Origin of the sequence: Rahnella sp. BIGb0603, from assembly GCF_024808755.1 — a bacterium.
Taxonomy (GTDB): Bacteria; Pseudomonadota; Gammaproteobacteria; order Enterobacterales; family Enterobacteriaceae; genus Rahnella; species Rahnella contaminans.
In genome coordinates, this window is the sequence record NZ_JANUEX010000005.1 from 309612 (window position 1) to 335369 (window position 25758).

24 protein-coding genes are annotated in these 25758 nt (G+C 49.5%); 7 read left to right on the top strand and 17 right to left on the bottom strand.

Going from position 1 to position 25758, the window contains the following annotated elements:
* Nucleotides 1-6: 6 nt before the first annotated feature.
* The gene (locus tag M2403_RS15515) at nt 7-327 is read left to right on the top strand and encodes a cupin domain-containing protein (protein WP_259229916.1); all 321 of its coding nucleotides are present in this window, start codon (nt 7-9) and stop codon (nt 325-327) included.
* A gap of 106 nt (nt 328-433) precedes the next feature.
* Here M2403_RS15515 and M2403_RS15520 read toward each other — a convergent pair whose 3' ends face one another.
* The 3 genes from M2403_RS15520 to M2403_RS15530 all read right to left on the bottom strand — a co-directional run bounded on the left by M2403_RS15520 (nt 434) and on the right by M2403_RS15530 (nt 2649).
* Nucleotides 434-1072 carry an RpiB/LacA/LacB family sugar-phosphate isomerase gene (locus M2403_RS15520; protein ID WP_120508856.1) on the bottom strand — a complete coding sequence of 213 codons (639 nt, stop codon included), beginning with the start codon at nt 1070-1072 and terminating at the stop codon, nt 434-436.
* Between the two features lie 58 nt (nt 1073-1130).
* Nucleotides 1131-1892: a 2-dehydro-3-deoxy-D-gluconate 5-dehydrogenase KduD gene (kduD, locus tag M2403_RS15525; protein ID WP_152328057.1), complete on the bottom strand. Its 762-nt coding sequence runs from the start codon at nt 1890-1892 to the stop codon at nt 1131-1133.
* Nucleotides 1893-2292: 400 nt separating this feature from the next.
* The gene (locus M2403_RS15530; protein WP_095925761.1) at nt 2293-2649 is read right to left on the bottom strand and encodes a helix-turn-helix domain-containing protein; all 357 of its coding nucleotides are present in this window, start codon (nt 2647-2649) and stop codon (nt 2293-2295) included.
* 411 nt (nt 2650-3060) lie between these two features.
* Here M2403_RS15530 and M2403_RS15535 point away from each other — a divergent pair, with 411 nt between their 5' ends.
* Entirely contained in the window at nt 3061-4233 is a 1173-nt protein-coding gene (locus tag M2403_RS15535) for an efflux RND transporter periplasmic adaptor subunit (RefSeq protein WP_165060596.1), read from the top strand.
* Between the two features lie 16 nt (nt 4234-4249).
* Entirely contained in the window at nt 4250-7402 is a 3153-nt protein-coding gene (locus M2403_RS15540) for an efflux RND transporter permease subunit (RefSeq protein ID WP_259229919.1), read from the top strand.
* 96 nt (nt 7403-7498) lie between these two features.
* Here the strand turns inward: M2403_RS15540 and M2403_RS15545 are convergent, their stop codons facing one another.
* On the bottom strand, nt 7499-7984 hold the full coding sequence (locus M2403_RS15545) for an Rrf2 family transcriptional regulator (protein ID WP_152328055.1): 486 nt from the start codon (nt 7982-7984) through the stop codon (nt 7499-7501).
* A gap of 400 nt (nt 7985-8384) precedes the next feature.
* Here M2403_RS15545 and M2403_RS15550 point away from each other — a divergent pair, with 400 nt between their 5' ends.
* Nucleotides 8385-8654 (top strand): DUF3761 domain-containing protein, encoded by a 270-nt coding sequence (locus M2403_RS15550; protein ID WP_165060480.1) that lies wholly within the window; start codon nt 8385-8387, stop codon nt 8652-8654.
* A gap of 87 nt (nt 8655-8741) precedes the next feature.
* Here M2403_RS15550 and ompC read toward each other — a convergent pair whose 3' ends face one another.
* The 3 genes from ompC to M2403_RS15565 form a co-directional block, all read right to left on the bottom strand.
* Nucleotides 8742-9851, bottom strand: a complete 1110-nt coding sequence (ompC, locus tag M2403_RS15555) for a porin OmpC (RefSeq protein WP_259229921.1) — start codon at nt 9849-9851, stop codon at nt 8742-8744.
* Between the two features lie 612 nt (nt 9852-10463).
* Nucleotides 10464-10652 carry a hypothetical protein gene (locus tag M2403_RS15560; protein ID WP_259229923.1) on the bottom strand — a complete coding sequence of 63 codons (189 nt, stop codon included), beginning with the start codon at nt 10650-10652 and terminating at the stop codon, nt 10464-10466.
* A gap of 153 nt (nt 10653-10805) precedes the next feature.
* Nucleotides 10806-11216: a hypothetical protein gene (locus M2403_RS15565; RefSeq protein ID WP_259229925.1), complete on the bottom strand. Its 411-nt coding sequence runs from the start codon at nt 11214-11216 to the stop codon at nt 10806-10808.
* 228 nt (nt 11217-11444) lie between these two features.
* On the opposite strand from M2403_RS15565, the gene M2403_RS15570 reads away from it, so the two are divergent.
* A complete protein-coding gene (locus M2403_RS15570; protein WP_152328050.1) occupies nt 11445-12224 on the top strand; it encodes a (S)-acetoin forming diacetyl reductase in 780 nt (259 codons plus the stop codon).
* Between the two features lie 65 nt (nt 12225-12289).
* On the opposite strand, the gene M2403_RS15575 is transcribed toward M2403_RS15570, so the two are convergent.
* From M2403_RS15575 to M2403_RS15590, 4 genes are all read right to left on the bottom strand, one after another.
* On the bottom strand, nt 12290-13156 hold the full coding sequence (locus tag M2403_RS15575; protein WP_259229927.1) for a helix-turn-helix domain-containing protein: 867 nt from the start codon (nt 13154-13156) through the stop codon (nt 12290-12292).
* Nucleotides 13157-13191: 35 nt separating this feature from the next.
* On the bottom strand, nt 13192-13527 hold the full coding sequence (locus M2403_RS15580; protein ID WP_152328048.1) for an SMR family transporter: 336 nt from the start codon (nt 13525-13527) through the stop codon (nt 13192-13194).
* Entirely contained in the window at nt 13520-14218 is a 699-nt protein-coding gene (locus tag M2403_RS15585) for a TetR family transcriptional regulator (protein WP_259229930.1), read from the bottom strand. Before M2403_RS15585 ends, M2403_RS15580 begins: the two co-directional genes overlap by 8 nt.
* A gap of 92 nt (nt 14219-14310) precedes the next feature.
* Nucleotides 14311-15909 (bottom strand): tannase/feruloyl esterase family alpha/beta hydrolase, encoded by a 1599-nt coding sequence (locus M2403_RS15590; protein WP_259229931.1) that lies wholly within the window; start codon nt 15907-15909, stop codon nt 14311-14313.
* A 313-nt stretch (nt 15910-16222) separates the two neighbouring features.
* On the opposite strand from M2403_RS15590, the gene M2403_RS15595 reads away from it, so the two are divergent.
* Nucleotides 16223-16390: a YhfL family protein gene (locus M2403_RS15595; RefSeq protein WP_152328047.1), complete on the top strand. Its 168-nt coding sequence runs from the start codon at nt 16223-16225 to the stop codon at nt 16388-16390.
* Nucleotides 16391-16557: 167 nt separating this feature from the next.
* On the opposite strand, the gene M2403_RS15600 is transcribed toward M2403_RS15595, so the two are convergent.
* The gene (locus tag M2403_RS15600; protein WP_259229932.1) at nt 16558-19545 is read right to left on the bottom strand and encodes a Tn3 family transposase; all 2988 of its coding nucleotides are present in this window, start codon (nt 19543-19545) and stop codon (nt 16558-16560) included.
* A 167-nt stretch (nt 19546-19712) separates the two neighbouring features.
* Here M2403_RS15600 and M2403_RS15605 point away from each other — a divergent pair, with 167 nt between their 5' ends.
* Nucleotides 19713-20360, top strand: coding sequence for a recombinase family protein (locus M2403_RS15605; protein WP_259229934.1), 648 nt, complete (start codon nt 19713-19715; stop codon nt 20358-20360).
* A 114-nt stretch (nt 20361-20474) separates the two neighbouring features.
* On the opposite strand, the gene M2403_RS15610 is transcribed toward M2403_RS15605, so the two are convergent.
* The 5 genes from M2403_RS15610 to M2403_RS15630 all read right to left on the bottom strand — a co-directional run bounded on the left by M2403_RS15610 (nt 20475) and on the right by M2403_RS15630 (nt 25727).
* Nucleotides 20475-21911: a sodium:proton antiporter gene (locus M2403_RS15610; protein WP_054888135.1), complete on the bottom strand. Its 1437-nt coding sequence runs from the start codon at nt 21909-21911 to the stop codon at nt 20475-20477.
* Between the two features lie 108 nt (nt 21912-22019).
* Nucleotides 22020-22730, bottom strand: coding sequence for an isochorismatase family protein (locus M2403_RS15615; RefSeq protein WP_259229935.1), 711 nt, complete (start codon nt 22728-22730; stop codon nt 22020-22022).
* Between the two features lie 80 nt (nt 22731-22810).
* Complete coding sequence (locus M2403_RS15620; RefSeq protein ID WP_259229937.1) at nt 22811-23698, bottom strand: LysR substrate-binding domain-containing protein; 888 nt, start codon at nt 23696-23698, stop codon at nt 22811-22813.
* A 192-nt stretch (nt 23699-23890) separates the two neighbouring features.
* A complete protein-coding gene (locus M2403_RS15625; protein ID WP_259229939.1) occupies nt 23891-24724 on the bottom strand; it encodes an alpha/beta hydrolase in 834 nt (277 codons plus the stop codon).
* 361 nt (nt 24725-25085) lie between these two features.
* A complete protein-coding gene (locus M2403_RS15630; protein ID WP_259229940.1) occupies nt 25086-25727 on the bottom strand; it encodes a carboxymuconolactone decarboxylase family protein in 642 nt (213 codons plus the stop codon).
* Between the last annotated feature and the right edge of the window lie 31 nt (nt 25728-25758).

The following is a 25758-nucleotide window of genomic DNA, read 5'->3' on the forward strand; positions in this document are numbered from 1 at the left end:
ACGACGATGTTTATTTATAAGAATGATATTCCACTCCAGGATCTGGGCGACGGCGTGGGCCGTCGCGTTCTGGCGCATGGCGGCACGATGATGGCGGTGGAAGTCTCATTTGAAACCGGAGCCATCGGCCCGATGCATAATCATGTGCATGAACAGCTGACCTACGTGCTGTCGGGGCGTTTTAAATTCACCATCGGCGAGGAAACGCACGAGGTTTCAGCAGGCGATACGCTGTATAAAAAACCGTACATAATGCACGGGTGTGTATGTCTGGAAAAAGGCGTGTTGTTAGATACCTTTACGCCGCAGCGCCAGGATTTCCTCTAAACCGCCAGCTTTTGAGCCGTCTCCAAATATTTAGGGTTAGATGACTGCTAATAAAAAACCGGTACTCACTGAGCACCGGTTTTTTATCGCCTGAAAGAAACTGAAATTACGCGAGGATTTCACGTACGAAGTTTTCGATCTCTTTGTTCTGGCAGTTTTCAAAGAAGCACTTCTGGAAACGTTCACCGGTGACGGCGGTTTTCACCAGTTCCGGATCAATGGCCCGCAGCGTATCCAGATAGTTTTCTTTCACAACAGCGGCTTTTACCTGATTCAGGATACCGGCGTTGCGCACCTGAGGTTCTTTACGATCTGCCGGATAACCCTGACCTTTCTCGCCGGTAAAAGCTTTCTCGAAGATGAAACGAACGTTAAGCTCTGCACCCCAGCCAAAACCTTTGGCAAATGGCAGGGACAGCGCGTTACCGTTGTTGATTTGCGCGAACAGGAAAGCATCCGCCGGATCGATACAGTAACCACAGTTCACGCCCGGATGGATGTTCAGGGACATCAGCGCGCCCTGTCCGGTGCCGCAGCCTGCGACCACAAAATCGACCGCTTTGGAGTTGAGCAAAATGCTGGCCATGATGCCCAGATGGATGTAGGTCAGGTGATGATCCTGTTCGTCAGACATGCCGACGTTGTAGACCGGATACTCTTTTTCAGAAGCCACCGCGTTCAGTTCTTTCAAAATGATCGCGTTTTTAGCGGCCTGACTGTTTTCCATCATCAATGCAATTTTCATGAGATTTCCTCGTTGTGGCAGCGGATTTCTCCACTGCGCAAGTTGAATTGTGGCGGGATTAACGCGCCAGCCAGCCGCCATCGACGGCAATAGTGTAGCCATTAATATAGTCAGAGGCCGGAGACGACAGGAAAACGACCGGCCCCATCAGGTCTGACGGTAAACCCCAGCGACCGGCCGGAATGCGGCCCAGAATTTCTTCGCTGCGCGCTTCGTCGGCACGAAGTTGCTGGGTGTTATTGGTCGCCATATACCCCGGCGCGATGGCGTTCACGTTGATATTGTGTTTCGCCCATTCGTTTGCCAGCAGGCGGGTCACGCCCATCACGGCGCTTTTTGACGCGGTATAAGAAGGCACGCGGATGCCGCCCTGATAGGAAAGCATCGACGCGATGTTAATGATTTTCCCGCCGGTACCCTGAGCGATGAACTGTTTTGCAACGGCCTGAGACATGAAGAAGACGGATTTGATGTTCAGGTTCATGACGTCATCCCAGTTCTTTTCGCTGAACTCGATGGCGTCTTCACGACGGATAATCCCGGCGTTGTTGACCAGAATATCCAGATGCCCCATTTCGGCGACGGCACGTTCGAGCAGCGCCGGGATCACTTTAGTGTCGCTCAGATCGGCGGTCAGGCTCAGAAAGCGACGGCCGGTGGCGCCCACGCGTTCGATGGTTTCAGTCGGTTCAACAATGTTGATCCCCACGATGTCACAGCCCGCTTCTGCCAGACCTACGGCCATACCCTGACCCAATCCGGTGTCACAGCCGGTGACAACAGCCACTTTTCCCTGCAAAGAGAAATTATCCAGAATCATGATGTTTCCTTTTTTCATAAAACGGAGGCGAATACGCGATTCCGTCGGACGTCTTGAATGATGTCGGGCACGGCCCGGCGCCGAAGTAATGGAGCGAGTTTAGCGTCAAAATTCGCACAACTCAACAAATTGAAACATCATTTCATTTTATGTGAACTTTGATGTTGATTTTTGTTGGGTTGATCACGTCCTGACTATTGCAGGCACAGGAGAAGGCAGGCAGATGCCCGAAACGGGTGAAGGAAACAGTGAAAAATGTGCAGTAAAAAGCGTACCGGATCAGTCAGCGTGGGGTTTTAAAGGGATTGGAATAAAAGATGGGGAAGAAAATTCACTGCCCGACGAAAGCCGGGCCAGTGGTACACGCCGTCTCAGGGAGAAGAGAAAGCGGAGAGGAAACTCAGTGCAGACATCCCTGACATTCTGTTGCCAGACTCAGGCCCCGGCGCCAGTCGCCCGGCGTTTGTCCGAACTGGCGTTTGAAACTGCGCGTAAACGACTGCTGCGAATCAAAGCCCAGCGAAATCGCCACGCTGACAATAGGTTCGCCACTGCTTGCCAGCATATCGGCGGACTTCTTCAGTTTTTTCTCACGAATATATTCACCCATCGGCAAACCAGTGTGTTCTTTGAACATCCGTTGCAGATACCAGCGTGAATACCCTGCCCGCTTGGCGACGGTTTTAATATCCAGACGCTCTTCCAGGTTGTGATCGATCCAGTCGATCAGGTCGTGAATGAAATCCTCGGTTCTCATGGACTTTCTCTCCGGCTTTTTTATTGTTCGGCGCCCCCCGGGGCAGCTCGTCTTTTTATAAAGTGACGCAGTTTTGACTTAAATGCAAGTTTTACTATTGCATTTAATTCCTCGTTACGGGATAGTCCACTTCCCCGAAGTAAACGTTCTGTAAAATAGCACAGAAAGTGTAACAGTATTTCTTGCACTTTAGTAGCGGCATCCCTACAATCCCCTCGAACTAACTGTATCAGACATTGATACATAATTGTGCTGATGAACGGCATAAGCCCCAAAAAAGTCAGATCAGGCAAAGGACGTTACCCGGAGGACAGGCCGGTGTATTGCCTGGCAGCACTTACTTCACTGGAAATAAAAATAATGATGAACCTGCAAAAATCACAGGTTAATGCACGCGGCCGCTCCGGCGGCATGCCTTTGACGTTGCGTCTTTCCGGGATTGCGCTGGTTGTTGCCCTGCTTGCCGGGTGCGATAACAGTGTGGCGCAAAATGCCGCTCCGCCTGCCCCGCAGGTCAGCGCGGCAGATGTTTTAATCAGGCAAATCAGCGAATGGGATGCCTTTAATGGCCGCGTCGAAGCCGTTCAGAGCGTTCAGCTGCGTCCGCGCGTGTCGGGTTACATCGACAAAGTGAATTATCAGGAAGGACAGGAAGTCAAAAAAGGTCAGGTGTTATTCACCATCGATGACCGGACTTATCGCGCTGCACAGGAACAGGCTCAGGCCGAACTCGTACGCGCCCGCAATCAGGCCGGTCTGGCCCGAAGCGAGTCCGCGCGCACCGAAGCGCTGATCGGCACGCAGGCAGTTTCTAAAGAAATCGCTGAGCAGCGCCGTTCTGCCGCGTCGCAGGCGCAGTCAGATGTTCTGGCCGCGCAGGCGCAGCTTGATATGGCGCAGCTCAATCTTGATTTCACCCGCGTAACCTCGCCGATTGACGGGCGCGCCAGCCGCGCCATGATCACTACCGGTAATCTGGTGACAGCCGGTGATACCGCGAGCGTACTGACGACGCTGGTTTCCCTCGATACCGTGTATGTCTATTTTGACGTTGATGAAGGCACGTTCCTGCGTTATCAGGCGATGGCGCGAGACGGCCAGCGCAGCAATAACCCGCAAAACCGCCTGCCGGTTCACGTTGGTCTGGTTGGCGAAAATGGCTATCCCCATCAGGGCGTGGTCGATTTCACCGATAACCAGCTTAATTCCGGAACCGGCACTATCCGTATGCGCGCCCTGCTTGATAACCGCGACCGCACGTTTACGCCGGGCCTGTTTGCCCGCGTACAACTGCCGGGCAGCGCGCAGTTCAACGCCATGCTGGTGGACGATAAAGCCGTGCTGACCGATCAGGATCGCAAGTTTGTTTACGTGGTGGATAAAGACGGCAAGGCGCAGCGTCGTGATGTGGAACCCGGGCGGATGTCCGGCGGACTTCGCATCATTCAGAAAGGCCTTGAAGCCGGTGATCGCGTGATTATCGACGGCGTGCAAAAAGTCTTTATGCCGGGAATGCCGGTAAACGCGAAAACGGTCGCTATGGCGGCCAACAGCGTGACGCCTACTCCCGCCGCAGTTCAATAAAAGAGAATCCTGACTCATGGACTTTTCCCGCTTTTTCATCGATCGGCCAATATTTGCGGCTGTTTTGTCGATTTTAATTCTGGTCACCGGGGCGATTGCCATTCCCCTGCTGCCGGTCAGCGAATACCCGAATGTGGTGCCGCCGAGTGTGCAGGTTCGCGCTGAATATCCGGGTGCCAACCCGAAAGTGATTGCTGAAACCGTGGCGACGCCATTGGAAGAAGCTATCAACGGCGTTGAAAACATGGTGTACATGAAATCTGTCGCCGGTTCAGACGGCGTGCTGGTGACGACTGTGACCTTCCGTCCGGGCACTGATCCGGATCAGGCCCAGGTTCAGGTGCAGAACCGCGTGGCGCAGGCCGAAGCGCGTCTGCCGGAGGATGTGCGCCGTCAGGGCGTGACCACGCAGAAGCAGTCGCCGACGTTAACGCTGGTGGTGCATCTGGTGTCGCCGAACGGTAAATACGACTCGTTGTATCTGAGCAACTACGCCACGCTGAAAGTGAAAGATGAGCTTGCACGCCTGCCTGGCGTCGGTCAGATTCAGATTTTCGGTGCGGGTGAATACGCGATGCGCGTGTGGCTCGATCCGAACAAAGTCGCGGCGCGTGGTTTGACGGCATCTGACGTCGTGAAAGCGATGCAGGAGCAAAACGTGCAGGTTTCTGCTGGCCAGTTGGGCGCAGAACCTATGCCGAAAGATAGCGATTATTTGCTGTCTATCAATGCGCAGGGCCGTCTGAAAGATGAAGACGAATTCGGCAAAATCATCCTGAAAAGTGGTGACAATGGCGAAATCGTCCGTCTTCGTGACGTCGCACGTATCGAAATGGGTTCCGGCAGTTACGCCCTGCGCTCGCAGCTCAATAATAAGGATGCGGTCGGGATTGGTATCTTCCAGTCGCCGGGCGCGAATGCGATTGATTTGTCCGACGCCGTGCGCGCAAAAATGGCCGAGCTGTCGACGCGTTTCCCGGAAGGTATGACATGGCGCGCGCCGTATGACCCGACCGTGTTTGTCCGGGATTCCATCAGCGCCGTGGTTCATACGCTGCTGGAAGCCGTGGTGCTGGTCGTGCTGGTGGTGATTCTGTTCCTGCAAACCTGGCGTGCGTCGATCATCCCGTTGCTGGCCGTACCGATTTCGGTGATCGGGACATTCAGCATTTTGTATCTGCTCGGCTTCTCGCTTAACACGCTCAGTCTGTTCGGGCTGGTTCTGGCGATAGGGATAGTGGTCGACGATGCCATCGTGGTGGTGGAAAACGTCGAACGTAATATTGAGGAAGGTTTAGCGCCACGGGAGGCCGCGCATCAGGCCATGAGGGAAGTTTCCGGGCCAATTGTGGCGATTGCGCTGGTGCTGTGCGCGGTGTTTGTACCGATGGCATTCCTTTCCGGCGTGACCGGTCAGTTCTATAAACAGTTTGCGGTGACGATTGCAATTTCTACCGTGATTTCAGCCATCAACTCACTGACGCTTTCCCCTGCTCTGGCGGCGTTATTGCTGAAAGCGCACGGTGCGCCGAAGGATATGCCCTCGCGTCTGATTGACCGGTTATTTGGGTGGATCTTCCGGCCGTTCAACCGCTTCTTTAATGCCAGTTCGCATAAGTATCAGAATGCGGTATCGAAAACGCTGGGTCGCCGCGGCGCGGTATTTGGTGTTTACGTTCTGCTGCTTTGCACCGCGGCATTTATGTTTAAAGCGGTGCCCGGCGGGTTTATTCCGACGCAGGACAAACTGTATCTGATTGCCGGTGTGAAAATGCCGGAAGGGTCTTCCTTGTCGCGCACTGATGCGGTGATCCGCAAAATCAGCGCTATGGGGTTAAGTACAGACGGCGTAATTGACGCGGTGGCCTTCCCCGGCCTGAATGCGCTGCAGTTTACCAATACGCCAAATACCGGGACGGTATTCTTCGCCCTGAAACCGCTGAGCGAACGTACCCGTACGGCGGCGCAGATTAACGCGGAAATCAATGCCAAAATATCGCAGATTCAGGAAGGGTTTGCCTTCTCGATTATGCCACCGCCGATCCTCGGATTAGGCCAGGGGTCGGGTTATTCGCTCTACGTGCAGGATCGCGCGGGGCTGGGTTACGGTGCGTTGCAAACGGCGATCAATACGATGTCCGGTGCCATCATGCAAACGCCGGGAATGGGCTACCCGATTTCCTCTTATCAGGCCAACGTGCCGCAGCTTGATGCACATATCGACCGTGATAAAGCCAAGGCTCAGGGCGTTTCACTGGATGAGTTATTCAGTACGTTGCAGGTTTATCTCGGTTCGTCGTACATCAATGACTTCAACCGTTTTGGCCGTACCTGGAAAGTGATGGCACAGGCCGATGGCCAGTTCCGTGACAGCGTGGAAGATATCGGCAATCTGCGTACACGTAATGATAAAGGTGAAATGGTGCCAATTGGCAGCATGCTCAACATCACTACCACCTACGGACCTGACCCGGTAATCCGTTATAACGGTTATCCGGCGGCAGATCTGATTGGCGATGCTGACCCGCGCATTCTCTCTTCGGCGCAGGCAATGACCGAGCTGACCGCGATGTCGAAAAATCTGCTGCCAAACGGGATGAATATCGAATGGACGGATCTGAGTTACCAGCAATCTACTCAGGGCAATGCGGCGCTGATCGTCTTCCCGATGTCTGTTCTGCTGGCGTTCCTGGTGCTCGCTGCGTTGTACGAAAGCTGGACGCTGCCGCTTGCGGTGATCCTGATTGTGCCAATGACGATGCTTTCCGCGCTGTTTGGCGTCTGGCTGACCGGCGGCGATAATAACGTCTTCGTGCAGGTCGGGCTGGTGGTTCTGATGGGACTGGCCTGTAAGAACGCTATCCTGATTGTCGAGTTCGCCCGCGAACTGGAAATGCAGGGCAAAGGGATTATCGAGTCCGCCCTCGAAGCGTGCCGCCTGCGTCTGCGCCCTATCGTCATGACGTCGATTGCGTTCATCGCGGGGACCATTCCGCTGATTCTCGGCCACGGTGCCGGTGCGGAAGTGCGTGGCGTGACCGGGATTACCGTGTTCTCCGGTATGTTAGGTGTGACTCTATTCGGGCTGTTTCTGACGCCGGTGTTTTATGTCGCACTGCGCAAGCTGGTGACGCGTAAGAAAGTGGTGCTGGAAACGCAGACGGTCTGATAACACTGGACTAAATCCAGACAGCAAAAAGCCGGGAAATCTCCCGGCTTTTTTATATTTGAAATTCACGCTACGAGTAAAAATGCTTTCTGCGGTTTACTTGGAGCAGGAAACATTCTCTGCGTGTTCTGCGACCAGATCTTTGGTGCATTTGTACTTGCCGCCGCGTTCGAACTCCGCCAGCGCATCCGCCACGGTATGGTGGGCTAAAACCTGAAGCGAGGCTTCTTCGGCTTCGTTGACGATATTTTTGAAATATGTACAGGCATTGGCGCTGACCACACAGCGGGCCGGAACATCAGGCCGCGCAGCCCAGAGGCGCTTATCTTCAATGACCGCGCAGTAAATATCGCGCAGGGAGATTTCTTCCGCCGGACGTCCGAGATTAATAGAGCCGGTACGACCAAGAGTGGAAACAATAATGCCGTGCTGAGTCAGCGGCACCATCAGTTTGCGGATAAAACTGGAGTTGGCTTCCAGACCCGTTGCTAAAATCGCACTGGTGCAGCGCTGTCCAGCCTTTTGGGACTGAGCGATACAAAACACCATCTGCATAGCTGTCGGAAAGCGATAATCTAACATGTCATTGTCCTGAGAAACCAAGTCTTAGGTAAAACACCGTATCACAGAGAAATAGCCCTGTACGTGATCTGGTCAATAATATACCAAATACTCCATCGGTTGTACATGCGATTTATCAATAGATTTCAATCATGTAGAGCACAAATCGCTTAATAAACAACCCTGGTTATTTATGGTTTTCACCTCTTTAAATTCAAGCGCTTGAGAGATTTTTCAGTAGGATCAGGCAAGGATTTGTCGTCTTTTTATACGAATCTTAACCAAGATTTTACGCGGGCAGGAAAATGGTTAAAGCACCTCATTTATACACGTCATTAATGGTTAAATATCAGGATTGCATCGCTGTAAACGGAGAGTACGCTTTGCGCACACTTTCTTATCACCGGATGATAACAACATCATGCGATTATTCGCTTGTTTAATAATCACTGGCATTCTGCTTTTTCAGCCCGCACTGGCAAAACAAACTAATTCACAGGATAGCGAACTTATAGAACAAGGAGATTATATTAATTCTGACGGGCAAAGCGTCCATAAACCGGCACACAGTAAATCTGGGAATGTCCCAGAAGGCGCGTCTGCGCAATGTCGTGACGGAACTTATAGTTTCAGTACACATCATCGCGGAACCTGTTCGCGCCACGGCGGTGTTGCGCAGTGGTTAGAATAATAAATATTCCTATGGATTTAAATGTAAAAAAAACCCATCCGGAGATGGGTTTTTATTGCTCCTAATATTCAGGTTAACGCTGAATAATTAGAACTGGTAGACCATGCCTACACCAACAACGTCATCGGTAGAGATGCCCTGGTTTGTATAGAAGTCATCATCGTTGTCCAGCAGGTTGATTTTATAATCAACATACGCAGACATATTTTTGTTGAAGTAGTAGTAAGAACCGACAGAAACGTATTTAACCAGATCTTTATCGTTGTCTTTACCGCCGTTGCCGTTGTTAAGATCTTTACCTTTAGATTGCAGGTAGGAAACTTCCGGGCGCAGACCGAAGTCAAACTGATATTGTGCGGTTACTTCAAAGTTCTGAGTATTATTTGCAATATCGCTGTCACCATATGGCGTCATATTCCGTGTTTCGGAATACATGGTGGCCAGATAAACGCTGTTAGCATCGTATTTCGCGCCAATCGTCCAGACGTCAGCTTTATCCCCACGGTTGTCAGCAGACTGATCATTGGTACGGTCAGAAGAGGCATACGCTGCACCAACGCTGATGCCCATACCGAAATCATAAGTCGTGGATAACCCGTAACCGTCACCATTTTGATGTTGTACATCGCGATGGTTGTTTGTACCTTCTGAATCATTGGTGCCGTCGTTTGCGCCCTGATATTGCACTGCGAAATTCAGGCCATTCACTGCGCCAAAGAAGTTAGAGTTACGGTAAGTTGCAACGCCATTAGCACGGCCGACCATGAAGTTGTCGGTATTGGTGTAAGAGTCACCGCCGAACACTGGCAGCATATCGGTCCAGGCTTCAACGTCGTATACTACGCCGTAATTGCGGCCGTAATCGAATGAACCGTAGTCACCGAATTTCAGACCCGCAAAACCCAGACGGGTTGCGTTACCTGAAGTGCCGTTATTTTCAGTGTTGTTCGCCTGAACGTTATATTCCCACTGGCCGTAACCTGTCAGTTGGTCAGAAATCTGAGTTTCACCTTTAAAGCCTACGCGGACGTAAGTTTCGTCACCGTCGTCGCCAACGTTGTCGGAGAATTGATGACGCGCATCGACTTTACCGTACAGGTCAAGTTTATTGCCGTCTTTGTTATAAATCTCAGCTGAATGCGCTGCGCCTGCCACCAGTAATGCTGGAATAATAAGAGCCAGTGCTTTTAATTTCATGACGTCATTCCTTTATCATTTAATTGAATACTTAATTTATTATATGTACTTTATTAATGAGTTGGTGCTCGCACTAATACTACCTATATAGTTCCCTTGTTTTGTAGGAGAATTATTGTTTTTGGCTTTATTATTTATTGCTAAATATTTCAAAGGTATTTAATTATATGTTCCGTGAATATTAAAAACCAAACCATATAAATAATATATTTAAAATAAAGAATAACTTTGTGGTAAATTAATTCCCGAATTGCAGAATCATCACTGCAATTCAATTTCCCCTTCCTTGGTTTTAATTATTCGTATTAACTTGCCGTGATCCCTGTCAACGGCCTTATTATTGCCCCGCCTGACTGCGGGGCTTTTTTTTGCATAAAAAAACCCATAACCGGCGAAAGTTATGGGCTCAACAAATGAGAGAGAACTAAAATTTCTACGACGAGGTCAGAGAGACTTTCCACAACAACCTTCATACCTGATGCTACAGCTACGCTGTCCACACAACGCAACGGCAACACCAACTATTCAGGGTACAGCTTTGCACTATCAGGAGAAGATTCGCCGTTGCACAGTTCATTCCAATAACTGAAGCGCAATAAGCGAATATAACGGTCAGGAGCGGCGAAACCACGCCGGGTCTGTGTTCCCCACATCAATGCCGTAAAGGCACCCTGTAGCCAGAAAACTCTCCAGCAGACGCGATGTGTCCTGCGTCTTTTCTTCAGTCTGATCCTTCACCTTGCGATGAGTGATGCGCTGCCATAACGAGCGTTGCTCAGTAGTTAGTGCAGTCGTTGACATACAGGCCTCCGGTTGATCATTACGTCTGTTTAAAAAATCAGACAGACATTGTCTGCCGCTGGAATGACTTCAGTTAACCGTTTCTGCAGTGCGATTTGAACCAACGATTTATGCTTTGCTTTCTCATTAATAGAATAAAGCAGAATCCCTTACCTATTCCCTCAGCCAGACACCTTCACAGAATAGTTTTGCACAAGCGAGGCTGTTTTGGTGGCGCTGCGCCGGGCTGGCTGCCTGATGTGCGAGCTGTACCAGCATGCCGGTGAAACACTGCGCCAGAAGTTCAGCCGGAATATCGTTACGAAAGAGTTTGTCCTGCTGGCTGAACGCCAGATTTTTTGAAATGACAGCGGTGAGCATCGCCTGAGTTTCCGGCCCTTCCGGGGGTAACAAAAAAACGCTCTGTGTCAGATTGTTATCTTCAGCCAGAAAGTTCAGCAATTTGCGAAAACTCAGCGCCATGCGATCCAAAACCTGATTCTCAGCTACCTGGGGTGCTAACTGTAGCGATTGCGCCAATACGATCAGGCGTTCCCGGAAAGTTGCACTGTTTGACTCTGTCATTCCAACATCCTTTATTGCGTTCGGTTCATGCATTCTACCCGAGTCCGTTCGAAATTCTGACGCTCACTGACTATTAGTGTGAGTACAGTTAATTACGGTGGCTAACATTTGCACATGCTGACTCAGAGGCGTAAACCAGTACGGAGCTCACGCAAAGGTACCGGGCTGGTCTGGCCGTGCCTTGCGCGCAGCACCTGAAAAGAAACCGAATACATAGAGGATAGTGGTATGTCTAAAAATGGAAAAGTGGCTTTAGTAACAGGTGGCGGTCAGGGGATTGGTCGTGCAATTGCGCTTCGTCTGGCGAAAGATGGATTTGCTGTTGCGGTTGTGGATTACAACGGGGAAACAGCGAAGAAAGTTGCCGAAGAAATTAATCATGCGGGCGGTAAAGCAATTGCTCAGCTGGCAGATGTTTCAAACCGCGAACAGGTTTTTGCCGCCGTTGAGGCTGCAACAAAACAGCTCGGCGGTTTTGATGTCATCGTGAATAATGCCGGGATCGCGCCGACAACGTTGATCGAAGACATCACGCCGGAAATTGTCGATAAAGTCTATAACATCAATGTGAAAGGCGTTATCTGGGGGATTCAGGCGGCGGTGAAAGCGTTCAAATCCCTGGGGCATGGCGGCAAAATCATTAATGCTTCTTCTCAGGCGGGCCATGTCGGTAACCCTGAACTGGCTATCTACAGTTCCAGCAAATTTGCCGTGCGCGGATTGACACAAACCGCAGCGCGCGATCTGGCTTCTCTGGGAATTACCGTAAACGCCTATTGCCCGGGCATCGTGAAAACGCCGATGTGGGAAGAAATTGACCGCCAGGTTTCTGCGGCCGCAGGTCAGCCTGTTGGCTACGGTACGAAGGAGTTTGCGAAAAACATCACTCTGAAACGTCTTTCAGAGCCAGAAGATGTCGCCGCCTGCGTCTCCTACCTTGCTGGCCCGGACTCCGATTATATGACCGGTCAGGCGTTACTGATTGACGGTGGTATGGTCTTTAATTAACGGGATGTTTTTTTCCTTGCAAGCCTCTCATTCGGGAGGCTTTTGTGTTTTTGCAAGTGTAGAAATCAGTGTCGGGCCAGCGGAATGTAATATTCGCAAGTCACACCGTTTAGTGCAGATTCGCGGGAGTATTTTTCCAGATCCGGCTGCATGATGAATTCCAGACCAAGCGTCGGCAAAAATACTGAATACAAATACAGAATGAAATCATTCAGGCGGCTGAGATCATAAGGATAACGGATCTTCAGATAACGGCTGGCGGGCACCATAATGTCATGGTTATCGCTGACCTTCACTTCATGAGCGACCGTATAATCCATCTGTAATGCATTGGCGACTTCATCATTCGTATCAGGACGACAATCGGATAAGCCCCAGACCGGCGCGAGGAGTGATTCCGGCGTTTCCAGATAGCGTAACAGTTCGGCACGATGTACGTGATTTTTGGCGTTAAACAGCGCTTCAATCGGATAAGAATGCGTTGAAGTCTGCCCCTCGAATGCCATTTCCGGCAATTCTACAATTTCATATTCAGGCGGTGGAAACTCATCCACGGTCAGCGGTGCCGTGATGCCACTCATGGTCCACGATGCATTCCGGCGGTACATTCCCGGCGTTTCAGCAAAGTTCTTTTTGAACGAACGGGTGAACGTCTGCTGAGAATCGTAAGAGTAATACAGCGAAATATCGAGGATCGGCATATTGGTCAGCCGCAAAGCAATCGCGGCCATCGTCAGACGACGGTCACGAATGTATTTGCCCAGCGCGAAACCTGTTTTACTTTTAAACAGACGCTGAAGATACCAGGGAGAATAACCGGTTTTCTTCGAGGCTTTTTCCATGGTCAGACGATCACTTAAGTTGACTTCGATCCAATAGAGTAACTCTTTGATCAAGTCATCATGGAAATCAGGTTTTTGTTCGCTCTGCAAAATGAACTCCCTGTGCTGCGATAAAGTCGCCATAGTTAGTGCGCGACCGATTTTGAAAACACGTTCACGACAATCACGCCCGCGATGATAAGCCCGAGGCCAATCATTGCCGGGGTGTCCAGCTTTTGCCCGTAACCAAACCAGCCAATGGCGGAGACCAGGACAATACCAACGCCGGACCAGATCGCGTATGCAATACCGGTCGGCAGGGTTTTCAGGGTCAGAGACAATAAAAAGATGGCAATCGTGTAGCCCAGCAATGTGACAACGCTTGGCCACAAACGGGTAAATCCTTCAGAACTTTTCAGGCTGCTGGTCGCAATAACCTCGGCAATAATCGCCAGGCCGAGCAGCAAATAAGTTTTAAACATCAGAGGTTTCCTTACATCCAGCTTCACTGACATACAACTCATTCTGGATGGCGCGGTGTAAATTGTATTCCGCACACTGACTGGTTAACCCGAGCGTTTCGAGACGCGACATGGCATCCATGCTGCTGCTCAGACCAATCAGCCTCCAGGATATATGCTCCGGGGATTCGCCTTTGGAGAATTCCCCTTTCTGGCGACCGAATTCAATCGCATCAGATACCAGTTCGTGCCAGTCGGCCACAGACAGCGCAAAAGCTGCTTTCATCAGCGGCTCTTGTTCAGTCAGCAACATGGCCTCATGCCAGAGCGGAATGGCCATCAGCGACTGATCATCCTGGGGATCAATCAACAGCAGGTTGAGCCGTTCCCGGGCGGTCATCTGCTGACTTCTTTCCAGCAACTGTTCTTTCAGGATCTTCATCACCTGCGTATAGGCTTGCGCGCGAAGTTCTCCTGCGCTGGAAAAATGATGATGAACCTGACCGGTTGCGGCCCCCGCTTCCTGAGCAACACGGCGCACCGTGGTGGCAGCCAATCCTTCATAGCGCGCAATCCGGGCGGCGGCTTCAAGAATGGTTGTCTTGCGCGCTTCTTTACAGAGATAGGCCACTTGAAAAATCCGAAGGTGAAGAGACAGCAGAGGATAATGCCAAGACTTGGACGGATGTTCAAGTTTTTTGAGAACGTTCATTCACCTGTGATTATATATAGGTAAATTAGCTTGCATTTGATCAGAAAGGAGTGCGCGCTATATGGTGAATATTCATACAGTGGCCGGTGTACTTAGTCAGTTGTACACACGAAACTCGAAGCAGATTTTGTGTCTTCCTGCCCTTTATATTTGGGAAACTGCGGATATTCGCACAGCGGCATTTCACGACCGGCAGTGGCTTTATTGGTATCAATCATGATCTGCTGGCCAGGATCGATGCCGTGATCCACCCACTTATCGAGCGTGCCGAGGGAATCCCAGCTCACGCGGAACGGGCCGCTGCTATGGGTAAATCCGGGGGCAAGATAGAATCGCGCAAACTGATGCAATTCTTTTTCCCCAAACCGTGCTTTAAGCTTCTCGTAATAAGCCAGCGTATTTCCCGGCGGCACCGCCATGTCTGCCGTGCCGTGCATCAGCAGCAATTTTCCACCGTGCTGAACAAAAGCGCTGATATCTGCATTGTCATTATCGACCTGAGACGCCAGTTCTTTCAGCCGTGTTGAATGTTGCGCGGGATTAAATTGCAGGGAATCATAATCCGGCGAACGCATGACTTCATACCGCACTGCCTGATCGCCCATCATATATGGAAAGGAAATGATGATGTTCGATGAGGCCGGTTTTGGCTTATCAGCGCCCGAGCCAAACACGCTGACCAGCGCAGGGGCATCAGCGCCCAGCAAAATCGGCCAAGGCGCAAAGTGATCGCCGGTGGGTAAATTCACGCCCAAGGACACCGGTTTACTCAGCATTACCACCAAAGATAATTGCGCATCCGAAAGGCAAAGGTCACCGTTATCCTTGCCATCGTGACAACGTAACCTTTCCGGTTTAAAGGCTGCCCTGCACGCGTCCACATTGGCGACAACGCCGTCGGTCAGCCCGTCCAGTTTGTCACAGGCACTTAAAACGGAATTGGATATCAGCGCGGCTTTTGCCGGTGAAATCCAGGCTCCCGGCGTGTTGTAAACAGCCTGTCCGATACGAATTCCCGCCATATGCAGTTCGACAACGTTGTAAACCGGATGGATCGCAATAGCGCCGTCGTAATCGAGCGGATACCGCTGAATGGCGGCCAGCGCCTCATGGCCGCCCTGAGAGTTGCCCTGAAAATAGAGACGCGACGGTTTTCGGCCATAAGCCTGTTCAATAAGTGCCACCGCCACGTCGTGCGTTTTTTTAATCTGTGCCCCGGCAAAATTATTCCAGGCTTCCTCATTCAGCGTAAATGATGCGTCGGACACCCCACCCTGATGGCCGGAATCGCTGCCAAAGGTGGCATATCCTTGTTTCAGAGCGCCGGGTACGGACGCGGGCGCGAGCCGTGCGGTATCTGCCCCTTTTATGGCACCATCGAATCCCCCGCCGCCAAGTTGAAGCGCCTTGCCATTCCAGACGAGTGGCAGATAAAGCTGGAACTGAATATCTGGCGCTTTCGGATCAACCGGTTTGATTTGCCCTTCGAGCTTGCAATGAGTTTCCACGGGCTGACCGGCAATCGCGACGGTCGTTATGACGGCCCCCCGCGTCGGAAGCCCAATGCGCAAAGCCGGAATATGCGTATTTTTCATGGCAACACATTGTGCTTCGGTCAATCCTGAAACGGATGCGGCGGAAACAGTACCGGCGATAAGCATTAAAAACAAACCAGGCAGAATCAATTTCATCAGAAGACGTGTGTCCTTAAGTCGCAGTAACGGCAGTGTGTCACTAAATCAGTGGCGATTGAAGCCCTGTTATTCCGTGAAATGTAGCTGGATTTGAAATTATTATTCCACCTAAACAATATTAATTATCTATGCGCCAATATGCAAATATACAAAAGAGTAATAACAAACTGATTTAATTGAATAATCTCATTAAATAAAATGAATAAACGAGATGTTTTATTTGTATGCGCAGACTTTTCCGGCGTATATTGCTGTCGTCGTCAGGTTCCTGAACGGCACTAATTACACTATTATTTTTAAAGGGATTTACATGAAAAATGTCATCAAGTTCGCACTTCTTTCTGCCTTAGTTGCCACTCTTTCTGGTTGTACCGGTAGCGTTTATAATAAAGAGAAAAACTGCGACTACACTTACTTACTTCACCCGGCCATTTCAATTTCTAAAATGATTGGCGGCTGTGGCCCGACGGATAAATAATCACACTTCATCACTTTTACGCTGACCGCCCTTTTCAGGGCGGTTTTTAAAACCTAATTTTAGTTACAACATTCTTAATGTTTATAAAATAAAACAGCGAAAATTTCAATTCCTGCGTCAGATGCTTTCTTGCAGGGCTCCGTTTGGGAAACGGAAAATATTGTACGTTAAGGTTGTTTTTTGTACTGACTGACATCAACTGGTCGCAAAGGACGATACTTCCCTTCAGCCAGTTTTTTATTGTTTCGCCAGATGTAATCTCCCGTCAGATTAATGTGCTCCCAGCCCAGCGGAGACAAGTGTGACAGCAATTGGCCATTGAGTTGTAGCCCCTTCTTTTTCAGCTGGTTAATGGCGTTTTCCATATATACGGTATTCCACAATGTGATCGCGGCGGTGATCAGCGTAAGGCCACTGGCGCGGTAACTCTGGTTTTCCAGACCACGATCCCTTATTTCACCCAGACGATGCATGAAGATGGCTCTGGCAAGGGCATTGCGGGCTTCTCCTTTGTTCAGACCGGCCTGAACCCGGCGTCGCAATGCAGGATCACGGAACCAGTCCAGCATAAACAGTGTTCGCTCAATGCGGCCGACTTCCCTCAGCGCTTTAGCAAGCCCATTCTGCTTAGGATAGCTGGCCAGCTTTTTCAGCATCAGAGAAGCGGTCACCGTTCCCTGCTTTATTGAGGTCGCCAGCCTCAGAATTTCATTCCAATGGGTTTCTATCTCTCTGATATTCAGCGGAGTTGTGGAAATAATTGACTGTAGAGCAGGATATTTATCAGCCTTCCCCTGAATAAACAACCGCTTGTCATGAAGATCCCGGATCCTTGGTGCAAAAGCGAATCCCAGCAGATGCATCAGCGCAAAAACATGTTCCGTGAAACCTGCCGTATCGGTGTAATGCTCCGTGATTTCAAGATCACTTTCGTGATATAGCAGGCCATCAAGTACGTGGGTGGAGTCACGAACACGGCTGATGACTTTGGTGTAAAACGGACTGTACTGGTCAGAAATGTGCGTATAAAACTGTACTCCCGGCTCCTGACCGTACTTCAGATTGACCTGACCGGCATAGCGACCATGGCTGCCAACCCGAAAATTCTGGCCGTCAGAAGATGAAGTTGAACCGTCTCCCCATAATGCCGCCAGCGGGCGTGACTTCTGGGCATTAACCAGTTCAGCCAGTGCAGCAGAGTACGTTTCATCGCGGATATACCATGCCTGCATGTTTTCCAGCGAAGCTCGCGTGGTTCCCGGACAGGACTCTGCCATTTTGGTCAGCCCCAGATTGATGCCGTCGGCCAGGATGGTGGTAAGTAGCAAACGGTTATCCTGCGGGCGGGTAAGCGGGTTCTTTAGATGGGTAAAATGTCGCGTAAAGGTTGTCCATTGCTCAACTTCATCCAGTATTTCTGTAATTTTTGGGTGTGGCAACATGTTGTAAATCAGGTCGGCCAGTGGTGATATTGTGGAAGGAACGCTGTTATCCAGCGGGGTGATCTTCAGACCTTTATCTGAAATACCCACATCGGGAAGATCCCCGGTAACGGCCATTGCGTTAACTTCCTCCAGGCGGGAGGCCAGCAGCGTCAGCCTTGCCTTAAGGTAAGCTTCGCAATCGGTTTCGACAGATATATTTAACTGATTATTATTTAATAACTTTTCGAAATCAAATCCTGGCATAAGATAGTCATCGAAGTTTTTGTAGCGCCGGGAACCCCGGACCCAGATATCACCGGCCCGTAGCGCTCCCTTCAGCTCGTTCATTGCGCAAATTTCATAGTATTGCCGGTCAATACCTGAGGGGGTGATCACCATCTTTTTCCAGCTCTCAGGAATGAAATCCAGTGACGCTGATGAGGGAATCTTTCTTAGCTGCTTACGATACATTTCACGGATAGTATCGAGGGCATCATTAAGAGATAAGGCGGCCGGAGTGGCCCTCAGTTGCAGTGCCGATAATAATCGGGACGAATATTTACGCAGCGTGCTGAATTTTTCGGTAATAAGATGAAGCGGTTCGAAATTATCCTTACGTGCAAGGAGCCGGGTTTCCTCCAGGCTGGCGGCAAAATCTTCCCACGATAATATCTGTTCAACAGCATACAGAGGATCTTCGCCTGCGTTGCGTGCATCAAGGATCGACTGTCCGACGGAAACATACTGGCGTAATTTCTGCTGTATCAGCTTACCTGTTTTCTGGAGGCGTTCGGCTTGCTGACGTTTTGCCCGGCTGAACATACTGCGCAGTATACGTTCATGCAGTTCTATAATTTCATCAATGATTGTGGCTCTGGCCTCAGTCAGTACACAGACCATCGTTGAATATCGACGAACAGGGGAAAAATCAGCTAAATCCCGGCTGCTCATTTTGCGGCCTTCCCGCGCCAGTTTCAGCAGTCGATTCTGGTGAACGGTTCTCTCCACGCCTTCCGGTAGCGCCAATGCTTCAATGGCGTTAAGGCGGTCTATATGTTGCAGGACATTCTTTCCATTGATCTTCCCCGGAGGCTGAAGCAACCACGTCAAACGAGAAATTTGTTTTTCGGCTGTTACTAGTAGCGCATCAAGGGCTGATTTATGCGTGGCGTTAAGGTGCTCATTCAGCGTGATATAAACCACTTTATCACCCAGAGTCATCGCTTCAGCACAGGTGCGTTCCACAACATCAATACCAGGAACAATAATTCGCCGCTGATGCAGGTACTTCAGTAATTCCTCTGCGATAAGCATGCCCCGATCTGTCCTGGTGGCCTTAGGGAGCAGATACTGGACACATTCTTTCTGAAGCTCCCCATTAAAGGCCTTCAGTTCCAGATAACGATAAAGTTCTCCCAGGTGCTCACGCCGGGTTGTATCTCGGCCGGAAATATATTCCTGCCAAAGTTCTGCTGAAAGTTTAAGGCGGGTACCGATGACTCTGACTAATTCTGCCGATGGGGGCGATTTTTTATCCGGAGCAAACCCGATATTTTTCAGATAACAGAGAAGAACGGCAAAACCAAACCGGCTGGCGGGTTTACGGTGAGCATTAATAAATGCCAGATCCTGCTCACTGAAATACGCCATCCGTGTCAGCGTTAACTCATCGTTCGGTAATGCCAGTAATGATTCTCTTTCCGACAGAGAAAGAATCTGCCTCCTTGCCATATAGTTTTCCTCGTAAATTATTCCATGCGGTATTTTTAACAAAGAGAGTTATCGCATAAGGGTACACCCTGACACCATAACCAAAACGTGACGGTACGCGATGAATGACATAACCTATATGCGATACTATTAATGCAATAACCTAAATGCGACAACACGGTGAAAAAATGTTCATCAGAGCTTATTTGAGGGCATCGACCGAAGATCAGTTCGCTGATCGGGCAAAAGAGATGCTGGAGCAGTTCGTCTTGGAGCGGGGACATAAAATAGCCAGTTACTACCGGGAGAATATCAGCGGTACAAAACTCGACCGTCCGGAGCTGGGGCGCTTACTTATGGACAGTCACCGCAATGATATTTTGCTGATCGAGCAGATAGATCGTCTGACACGCCTTAGCAACAGTGACTGGATGACGCTGAAAAAAAAGATCGAACAATATGAGCTGCGGATTGTCAGCCTGGATGTTCCTACCTCATGGCAGGCGTTGTCGGATAAAGACCCTTCGCAGGCGGACCCGATTACCCGCGCAGTAATAACCGCCATCAATAACATGATAATCGATCTGATGGCCGCAATGTCGCATAAGGACTGGCTGAGTCGCCGCCAGCGGCAGAAACAGGGGATTGAACGGGCGTATAATCTGGGTAAATATCGTGGTAAACAGGCTGATAAGGAGCGCCACCATAAAGTGCTGTACTACCGTCAGGTAAAAAAATTGAGTATCAGGGAAACTGCGGATGCAACGGGTTACAGTCCCTCTCAGATATGTAGAATCCAGGCTCTGCACCGGAAGAGCCAATCAGAAATAGAATAGTTGCATGACTACGCCACACAAGGGATAAAAATATAATATAATTCCCAGTTAGCGAGTTGCAATCCTGTTTTTAGACGCCCAAGATGAAATATCTTTACCTGAGCGCCGCACTCATCACTTTCGATTGCTCAAATCCAGCCAGTCAATTTCCTGTTCTATTTTGCGGTATACCCCGTCACCAATTTTTTCACTTTTACGTAAATCATCGAGCGTCTCCCTGGCCAACAGAATATTTTTGTCAGGAGTCATACTTTTCGAATCAGAAATTGAAGGAGCATCAGTGCGCATTATTCCGAATACATAGGCTCTGGCCAGTTTAGTTTCCGCTTCTGATTGATCGTCGTAGGGTAAATTTAGCAAACGCAATAAAAGCCTGAGTGTTAGTCCCTGAAGCAACAACGTCCCAAGAACCACCACAAACGCGACAAGTAGGATGAAATTACGATATGGAAATCCATCAGGCAATGCGAGTGCTGCTGCCAGCGTAACAATCCCCCTCATACCTGACCAGCCGACAACAATCCCCTCTTTTAAGTCATCTCTTCCCAGGCTGACGCCGGGTGCAGGGCGAATCAGGCCACGTACATATAAAAAGTGATACAAGAAGACCCAAAGAACGCGTACCAGTATTACGGCAGTGAGACTGATGAATGCTATTCCAACCCACTCAGGCCGGATCAAAGGGAGAATATCGCGAAGCTGCAATCCCACCAGTACAAAAGCTAAAATATTCAGTACAAAAGTCACCGTTTCCCAAGTCGCAAATGAAATAATCCTGACGCGGGCTGACATGGAAGATGACGGCGCTCTGGCTGCAGTCAGACCGTAGCAAACCACAGTAATAACACCGGACAAATGAAGGTGTTCAGCGAGGACCCATACACCAAAAATTGTGACAAATTGCAGAACGGTCGATGTAGCCGGGTCTTGAATTTGTTGCAGTAAACGAACAATAACTTTGGCTAAAATCCAACCGGCACACACACTCCCGACGGCTACAAGCAGAAAGGCCGTCAGTGCATCCGCCACATGAAATGAACCGGTGACCAGGGTCTGTACCGCGAGTCCATAAATTAATAACGAAGAAGCATCATTAAAGAGACTCTCACCCTCCAGAATGACTTTGATTCTGTGCGGTAATTCAATCTGCCTCATTACAGCGATTGCGGCTACGGCATCAGTCGGAGCAAGTAAAGCTCCAAGAGCTATAGCCGCTGCCCAGGGCATGTCAGGGAAAAAAGCCTTTGCGATAAATGTTACAGCAATACACGTCAATCCTACTGCAACAACGACCAGAGAGAGTATCGGGAGCTTATTTCGTCGCAGGTCGCGAAACGAAATATCATGAGCGGCATCCAGCAGAACCGGCGCTACCAGTAAAGCCAGGATTAACTCACTTGAAAGACTGAAAACGGGGATCCCGGGAATAACAGCAATCGCGGCTCCCAATAAAGCCAGAAAAACCGGATAGGGAACTTTTAACCTTCCGGCGGCTAATGAAAGTAAGGCTGCTCCCAGCAACAAAACGAGGATAATTTCAAAATTCTGCATGAGTAGTTTCTTCCTGAAAATACGTACTATTATTAATTATCTATATCTGACGTAAAAATTCACGGCTTGCGGTGTGAGTTTCCATTGACCGTTAGTTTTTTAGGTAAGTTATGACCGGTTCAGAACGTCGGAAATAATGGACAGTATTGTCTTGCCTGGTTCGCGGGAAAATTCCGGCGCGAGTTGTGCAGCAACTGTTAATACCGATGTTTGTACTGCCCCAGCCTGGCTTGCCTGCACAAGCGAAGCTGACTCTGTGCGTGAAGAACGGCTGCCAATACAGTCAACGACTACATGAACCTGGTAATCATGACTGCGTGCGCCCAATACAGAAAGCAATACGGCAACCTCCGTACTGTATCCCGCTACAATTAATGTGTTACGCTTATTCGTGGCCAACGCATCAATGATGCTAGGCTCCTGGAATGGATCAGCATTCGTGCGAAAAATTGTATTCTGAGAGTTAGCATAAGATGCGAGTTCAGGGATCACCCCCCCCTTTGTGACGGTCAGGAAAAGCATAGGAATTTTCAGCACCGACGCGACTTTTGCCAGGCTTCCGGCATTGCCAGCAAGCTGACCCGGCGAATTGGTGATACTGGTATTGACCAGTGCAGGGTGCAAATCTGCGAACAGAAACTGTACGTCATTAAGATTAAGATATACGTTTTCGGCCATGATAGCGTTTTCTGCATTTCGGTTATTATTTTGAGCCAAGGTTGCTTTCGCACCCATAGCATTGGCGGTCAATGAAAGTGCGGATACCCCTGCTAAAAGACTTCCTGCGCCCAGTAACTTTCTTCGTTGTTGGTTGATCATGCGATGTCCTTCGCTATTAAAAATATATTAAACCCCAGTCTGCAAAGACACTCTCCTTACTGAATTTCAGTCGGGGTCTTTTACAATCTCAGAGAGTCCATCAGAATTCGAAATGCCTGAGTAGGTGCTCTCCTGGTGGAATAATACAAACTATAACCTTCAAAAGGTGCCGACCAATTATGCAACACCTGTATCAGTACGTTATTTTCCAGTTTATCCAGAATATGAAAATCTGGGACACATATAAGTCCGGCCCCTGAGAGCGCAAAGTCAATCAGAGTGTCGAGTTCATTAACGGTCAATGCCCTATCCGGTTTATGCCTGTATGTCTGAGATTCTGATTCGAATTCCCATTCATAAATTGTCCCTGTACCGGGCCGTCTGTATCCTATGCAACGATGGTTTTTAAGATCTTGTGGCATAACAGGTGATTCATTTCGTGCGAAATATTCGGGTGAGCCCACAACCGCCATTCGCATTTTAGGGCCAATAGGTAAAGCCACCATGTCTTTATGCAGTAGTTCCCCAATACAAACCCCTGCATCGTATTGTTCCTCAACAATGTCTTTCACCTGTAAGGTGACATCTATCTCGATAGAAATCTCAGGATAAGAAGACAGCATCTGTGCCAGTGCCGGCACGAGAATTTGCCTCGTTGCATGTTCCGGCGAAGCGATCCTGATAAGTCCGCTCGGTATGTCGCGGAAAGATTCCAGTTCAGCCAGAACAGTTTCAATACTTTCCAGTGACGGCCGCAGGGTTTTAAGAAGCTGAGTGCCGGCCTGCGTAACTGATACGCTTCGAGTTGTCCTGTTGAGTAAACGGACGCCAATGCGATCTTCCAGACGATTCATCGCGTGGCTGATGGCGGACTGAGTACTGCCCAATAGAACTGCTGCTTTAGAAAAGTTCTTCTCTTGGGCAACTACCGCAAATGTGTGCAAATTTAATAAGTGATCGCGATGCATTATTCATCCTGTGTCATTTTGACCCTTTCTTTAATGACGATATATTCCCCCCCCCCCCCTTGCCTACGGCACATAAACGCTGGCACGGAGAATTATTTCCGGGGATGTATTGGAATCATTGCGGGTATTACCTTGTATCGATGCCATATCTCCCTTTACGGTCACAAAAACTCAACACATCCCCCTTATCTGTCAGGCGACTGTTTGTTGGTGAGTAACAACCGGCGCTAAAAGCAGTGCTGCAACTTGTTCTGGTAACGTGATCATGGCCTCATGGCCTGTCTGTAATTCGTGATAATCCCAACCGTTGTTTTTCGCATAAACAGCAGAAGGGACAATATTTGGTAAGACAGGGTGAACGCAGTGAATGAATTTTTTCGGGAAATTGCCCCCCGGTATGCCATTAAGTTTGAGCGGTGTTTCGTAAGCCTTGAAAGGCATTGCTGTCATCCGGCGGTTAACCCAGGCGATTTGTTGCGGATCTGACAGGCCGAATGCAGTGGCTGGTGGTGTTGCAATAGCACGTGTACCAAAAACGTCAATTGCAGCATCAGTGCGGGCTTTGCGTACATCAGGGGGAGCTTCATCTAAGACAGACTTACCGTTGGTACCCATCGGTGCATCAAGATAAATCATGGAGCCAATGCGATCGCCCATACGATCAGCCACCCCGCTAATCACGTAACCGCCAAAACTGTGTCCCACTAAGACGACGTTTTGCAGTTCCTCACACTCTATAACGGCCATCACGTCCTCAATAAAAGTATTGAGGTCGATCTCGTTATTCAATAAGTGTGCACGCTCACCTAAACCACTATAGGTTGGAGTATAAACAAGGTGCCCTTTTGACCGTAAAATCGCAGCAACATCGCGCCAACACCAGCCACCGTGAAATGCACCGTGTGTCATAACAAACGTCTTTTTACCACTGCCCAGAGCATGATTTTTATTGGCTGCAAGTAAAGGTGCTGATGCCACCAGCAAAGGTGTCGTGGAGAGTAATTTGAGCAACTTTCTTCTGTTCATTAGTATTCTCTTAGCAGGTGAATCATTCCTGAGGGATCGCACGTCCGTTAGCTATGAAGCAGGCATCGGTTGTGCAGAAAAAACCTCTCCCGCAAGTGAAAGAGGTTTTGATAAGGTTAATTGGCTATATAGCCTGCAAATTACAGATCACGACTGACTTTATTCAGCTTGTTTTGTTCAGAGGTTTCATTCACCCGGCGGGCAGGTGATTGCTGTTTTATCGGGTAATAGCACCTGACCGTCAGCCTTTTTTGTATAAAAGAGCTCATGGGTTCAAACCGGCTATTTTAAGAAATAGTCTTCTGAAGCTTTTGACTCTCATAACTCGCCCCCATAACTATTCTGTCAGGGTGGAGTCGCCTTATTTTCTGCTTGCCAGAACTTTCGCAAGCGCCGATGTAGCTCGTTGTGCCACAGCCTTGCTAACGGAATTTTCCAGAGCATCAGTCACGTCTTTCAATTGCTGCTCAGTTAAACCAATGTTCAAAGAAATATTGAAATGAGACATCAGTTGCGGTTCTACGCCGTCCAGACCTGCAAGCGCGCCCAGGGTCGCAATTTCACGATCCATATAGTCGAGGTTGTCACGGCCAAAAATGTCACCAAACAGGTGATCCTTAAGATATGTATCGATAGCAGGAGCAAAGTCCAATACAGGGCCCTTCACGGGTGATCCCACCAGGTAAGTCTGCACTTCAGTTCCCAACTCAAGGCGGGATTTACCGGCAGGCAAAGGGTTAGCTTCTGCACCTACGATATCTACAATGCCTCGTTCTTTACGCTCGTTTACAACGGCCATAAAGGTGCCGAGCCCGTTCAGAGCACGCGGAAAACCCAGGTAAGCATAAAGCTGTGCCAGTACTTCTTTGATATCGTTAATGGTAAGACCGGCTTTCAAACCTTCTTCCAGTACAAGTTTCAGCTTAGGAAGGTCGCCCAGCGCAGTGAATGCAGAAATCGGGGCAATAGCCTGCTGGCGGCGCGTCAGACCTGTATTATTCATAGGATATTCTCTCGTCAGCGACGGGGCTCCC

Coding starts and splice junctions, on each gene's coding strand:
- M2403_RS15515 (WP_259229916.1), top strand. CDS start 7: ATGTTTATTTATAAGAATGATATTCCACTCCAGGATCTGGGCGACGGC.
- M2403_RS15520 (WP_120508856.1), bottom strand. CDS start 1,072: ATGAAAATTGCATTGATGATGGAAAACAGTCAGGCCGCTAAAAACGCG.
- kduD (WP_152328057.1), bottom strand. CDS start 1,892: ATGATTCTGGATAATTTCTCTTTGCAGGGAAAAGTGGCTGTTGTCACC.
- M2403_RS15530 (WP_095925761.1), bottom strand. CDS start 2,649: ATGAGAACCGAGGATTTCATTCACGACCTGATCGACTGGATCGATCAC.
- M2403_RS15535 (WP_165060596.1), top strand. CDS start 3,061: ATGCCTTTGACGTTGCGTCTTTCCGGGATTGCGCTGGTTGTTGCCCTG.
- M2403_RS15540 (WP_259229919.1), top strand. CDS start 4,250: ATGGACTTTTCCCGCTTTTTCATCGATCGGCCAATATTTGCGGCTGTT.
- M2403_RS15545 (WP_152328055.1), bottom strand. CDS start 7,984: ATGTTAGATTATCGCTTTCCGACAGCTATGCAGATGGTGTTTTGTATC.
- M2403_RS15550 (WP_165060480.1), top strand. CDS start 8,385: ATGCGATTATTCGCTTGTTTAATAATCACTGGCATTCTGCTTTTTCAG.
- ompC (WP_259229921.1), bottom strand. CDS start 9,851: ATGAAATTAAAAGCACTGGCTCTTATTATTCCAGCATTACTGGTGGCA.
- M2403_RS15560 (WP_259229923.1), bottom strand. CDS start 10,652: ATGTCAACGACTGCACTAACTACTGAGCAACGCTCGTTATGGCAGCGC.
- M2403_RS15565 (WP_259229925.1), bottom strand. CDS start 11,216: ATGACAGAGTCAAACAGTGCAACTTTCCGGGAACGCCTGATCGTATTG.
- M2403_RS15570 (WP_152328050.1), top strand. CDS start 11,445: ATGTCTAAAAATGGAAAAGTGGCTTTAGTAACAGGTGGCGGTCAGGGG.
- M2403_RS15580 (WP_152328048.1), bottom strand. CDS start 13,527: ATGTTTAAAACTTATTTGCTGCTCGGCCTGGCGATTATTGCCGAGGTT.
- M2403_RS15585 (WP_259229930.1), bottom strand. CDS start 14,218: ATGAACGTTCTCAAAAAACTTGAACATCCGTCCAAGTCTTGGCATTAT.
- M2403_RS15590 (WP_259229931.1), bottom strand. CDS start 15,909: ATGAAATTGATTCTGCCTGGTTTGTTTTTAATGCTTATCGCCGGTACT.
- M2403_RS15595 (WP_152328047.1), top strand. CDS start 16,223: ATGAAAAATGTCATCAAGTTCGCACTTCTTTCTGCCTTAGTTGCCACT.
- M2403_RS15600 (WP_259229932.1), bottom strand. CDS start 19,545: ATGGCAAGGAGGCAGATTCTTTCTCTGTCGGAAAGAGAATCATTACTG.
- M2403_RS15605 (WP_259229934.1), top strand. CDS start 19,713: ATGTTCATCAGAGCTTATTTGAGGGCATCGACCGAAGATCAGTTCGCT.
- M2403_RS15610 (WP_054888135.1), bottom strand. CDS start 21,911: ATGCAGAATTTTGAAATTATCCTCGTTTTGTTGCTGGGAGCAGCCTTA.
- M2403_RS15615 (WP_259229935.1), bottom strand. CDS start 22,730: ATGATCAACCAACAACGAAGAAAGTTACTGGGCGCAGGAAGTCTTTTA.
- M2403_RS15620 (WP_259229937.1), bottom strand. CDS start 23,698: ATGCATCGCGATCACTTATTAAATTTGCACACATTTGCGGTAGTTGCC.
- M2403_RS15625 (WP_259229939.1), bottom strand. CDS start 24,724: ATGAACAGAAGAAAGTTGCTCAAATTACTCTCCACGACACCTTTGCTG.
- M2403_RS15630 (WP_259229940.1), bottom strand. CDS start 25,727: ATGAATAATACAGGTCTGACGCGCCGCCAGCAGGCTATTGCCCCGATT.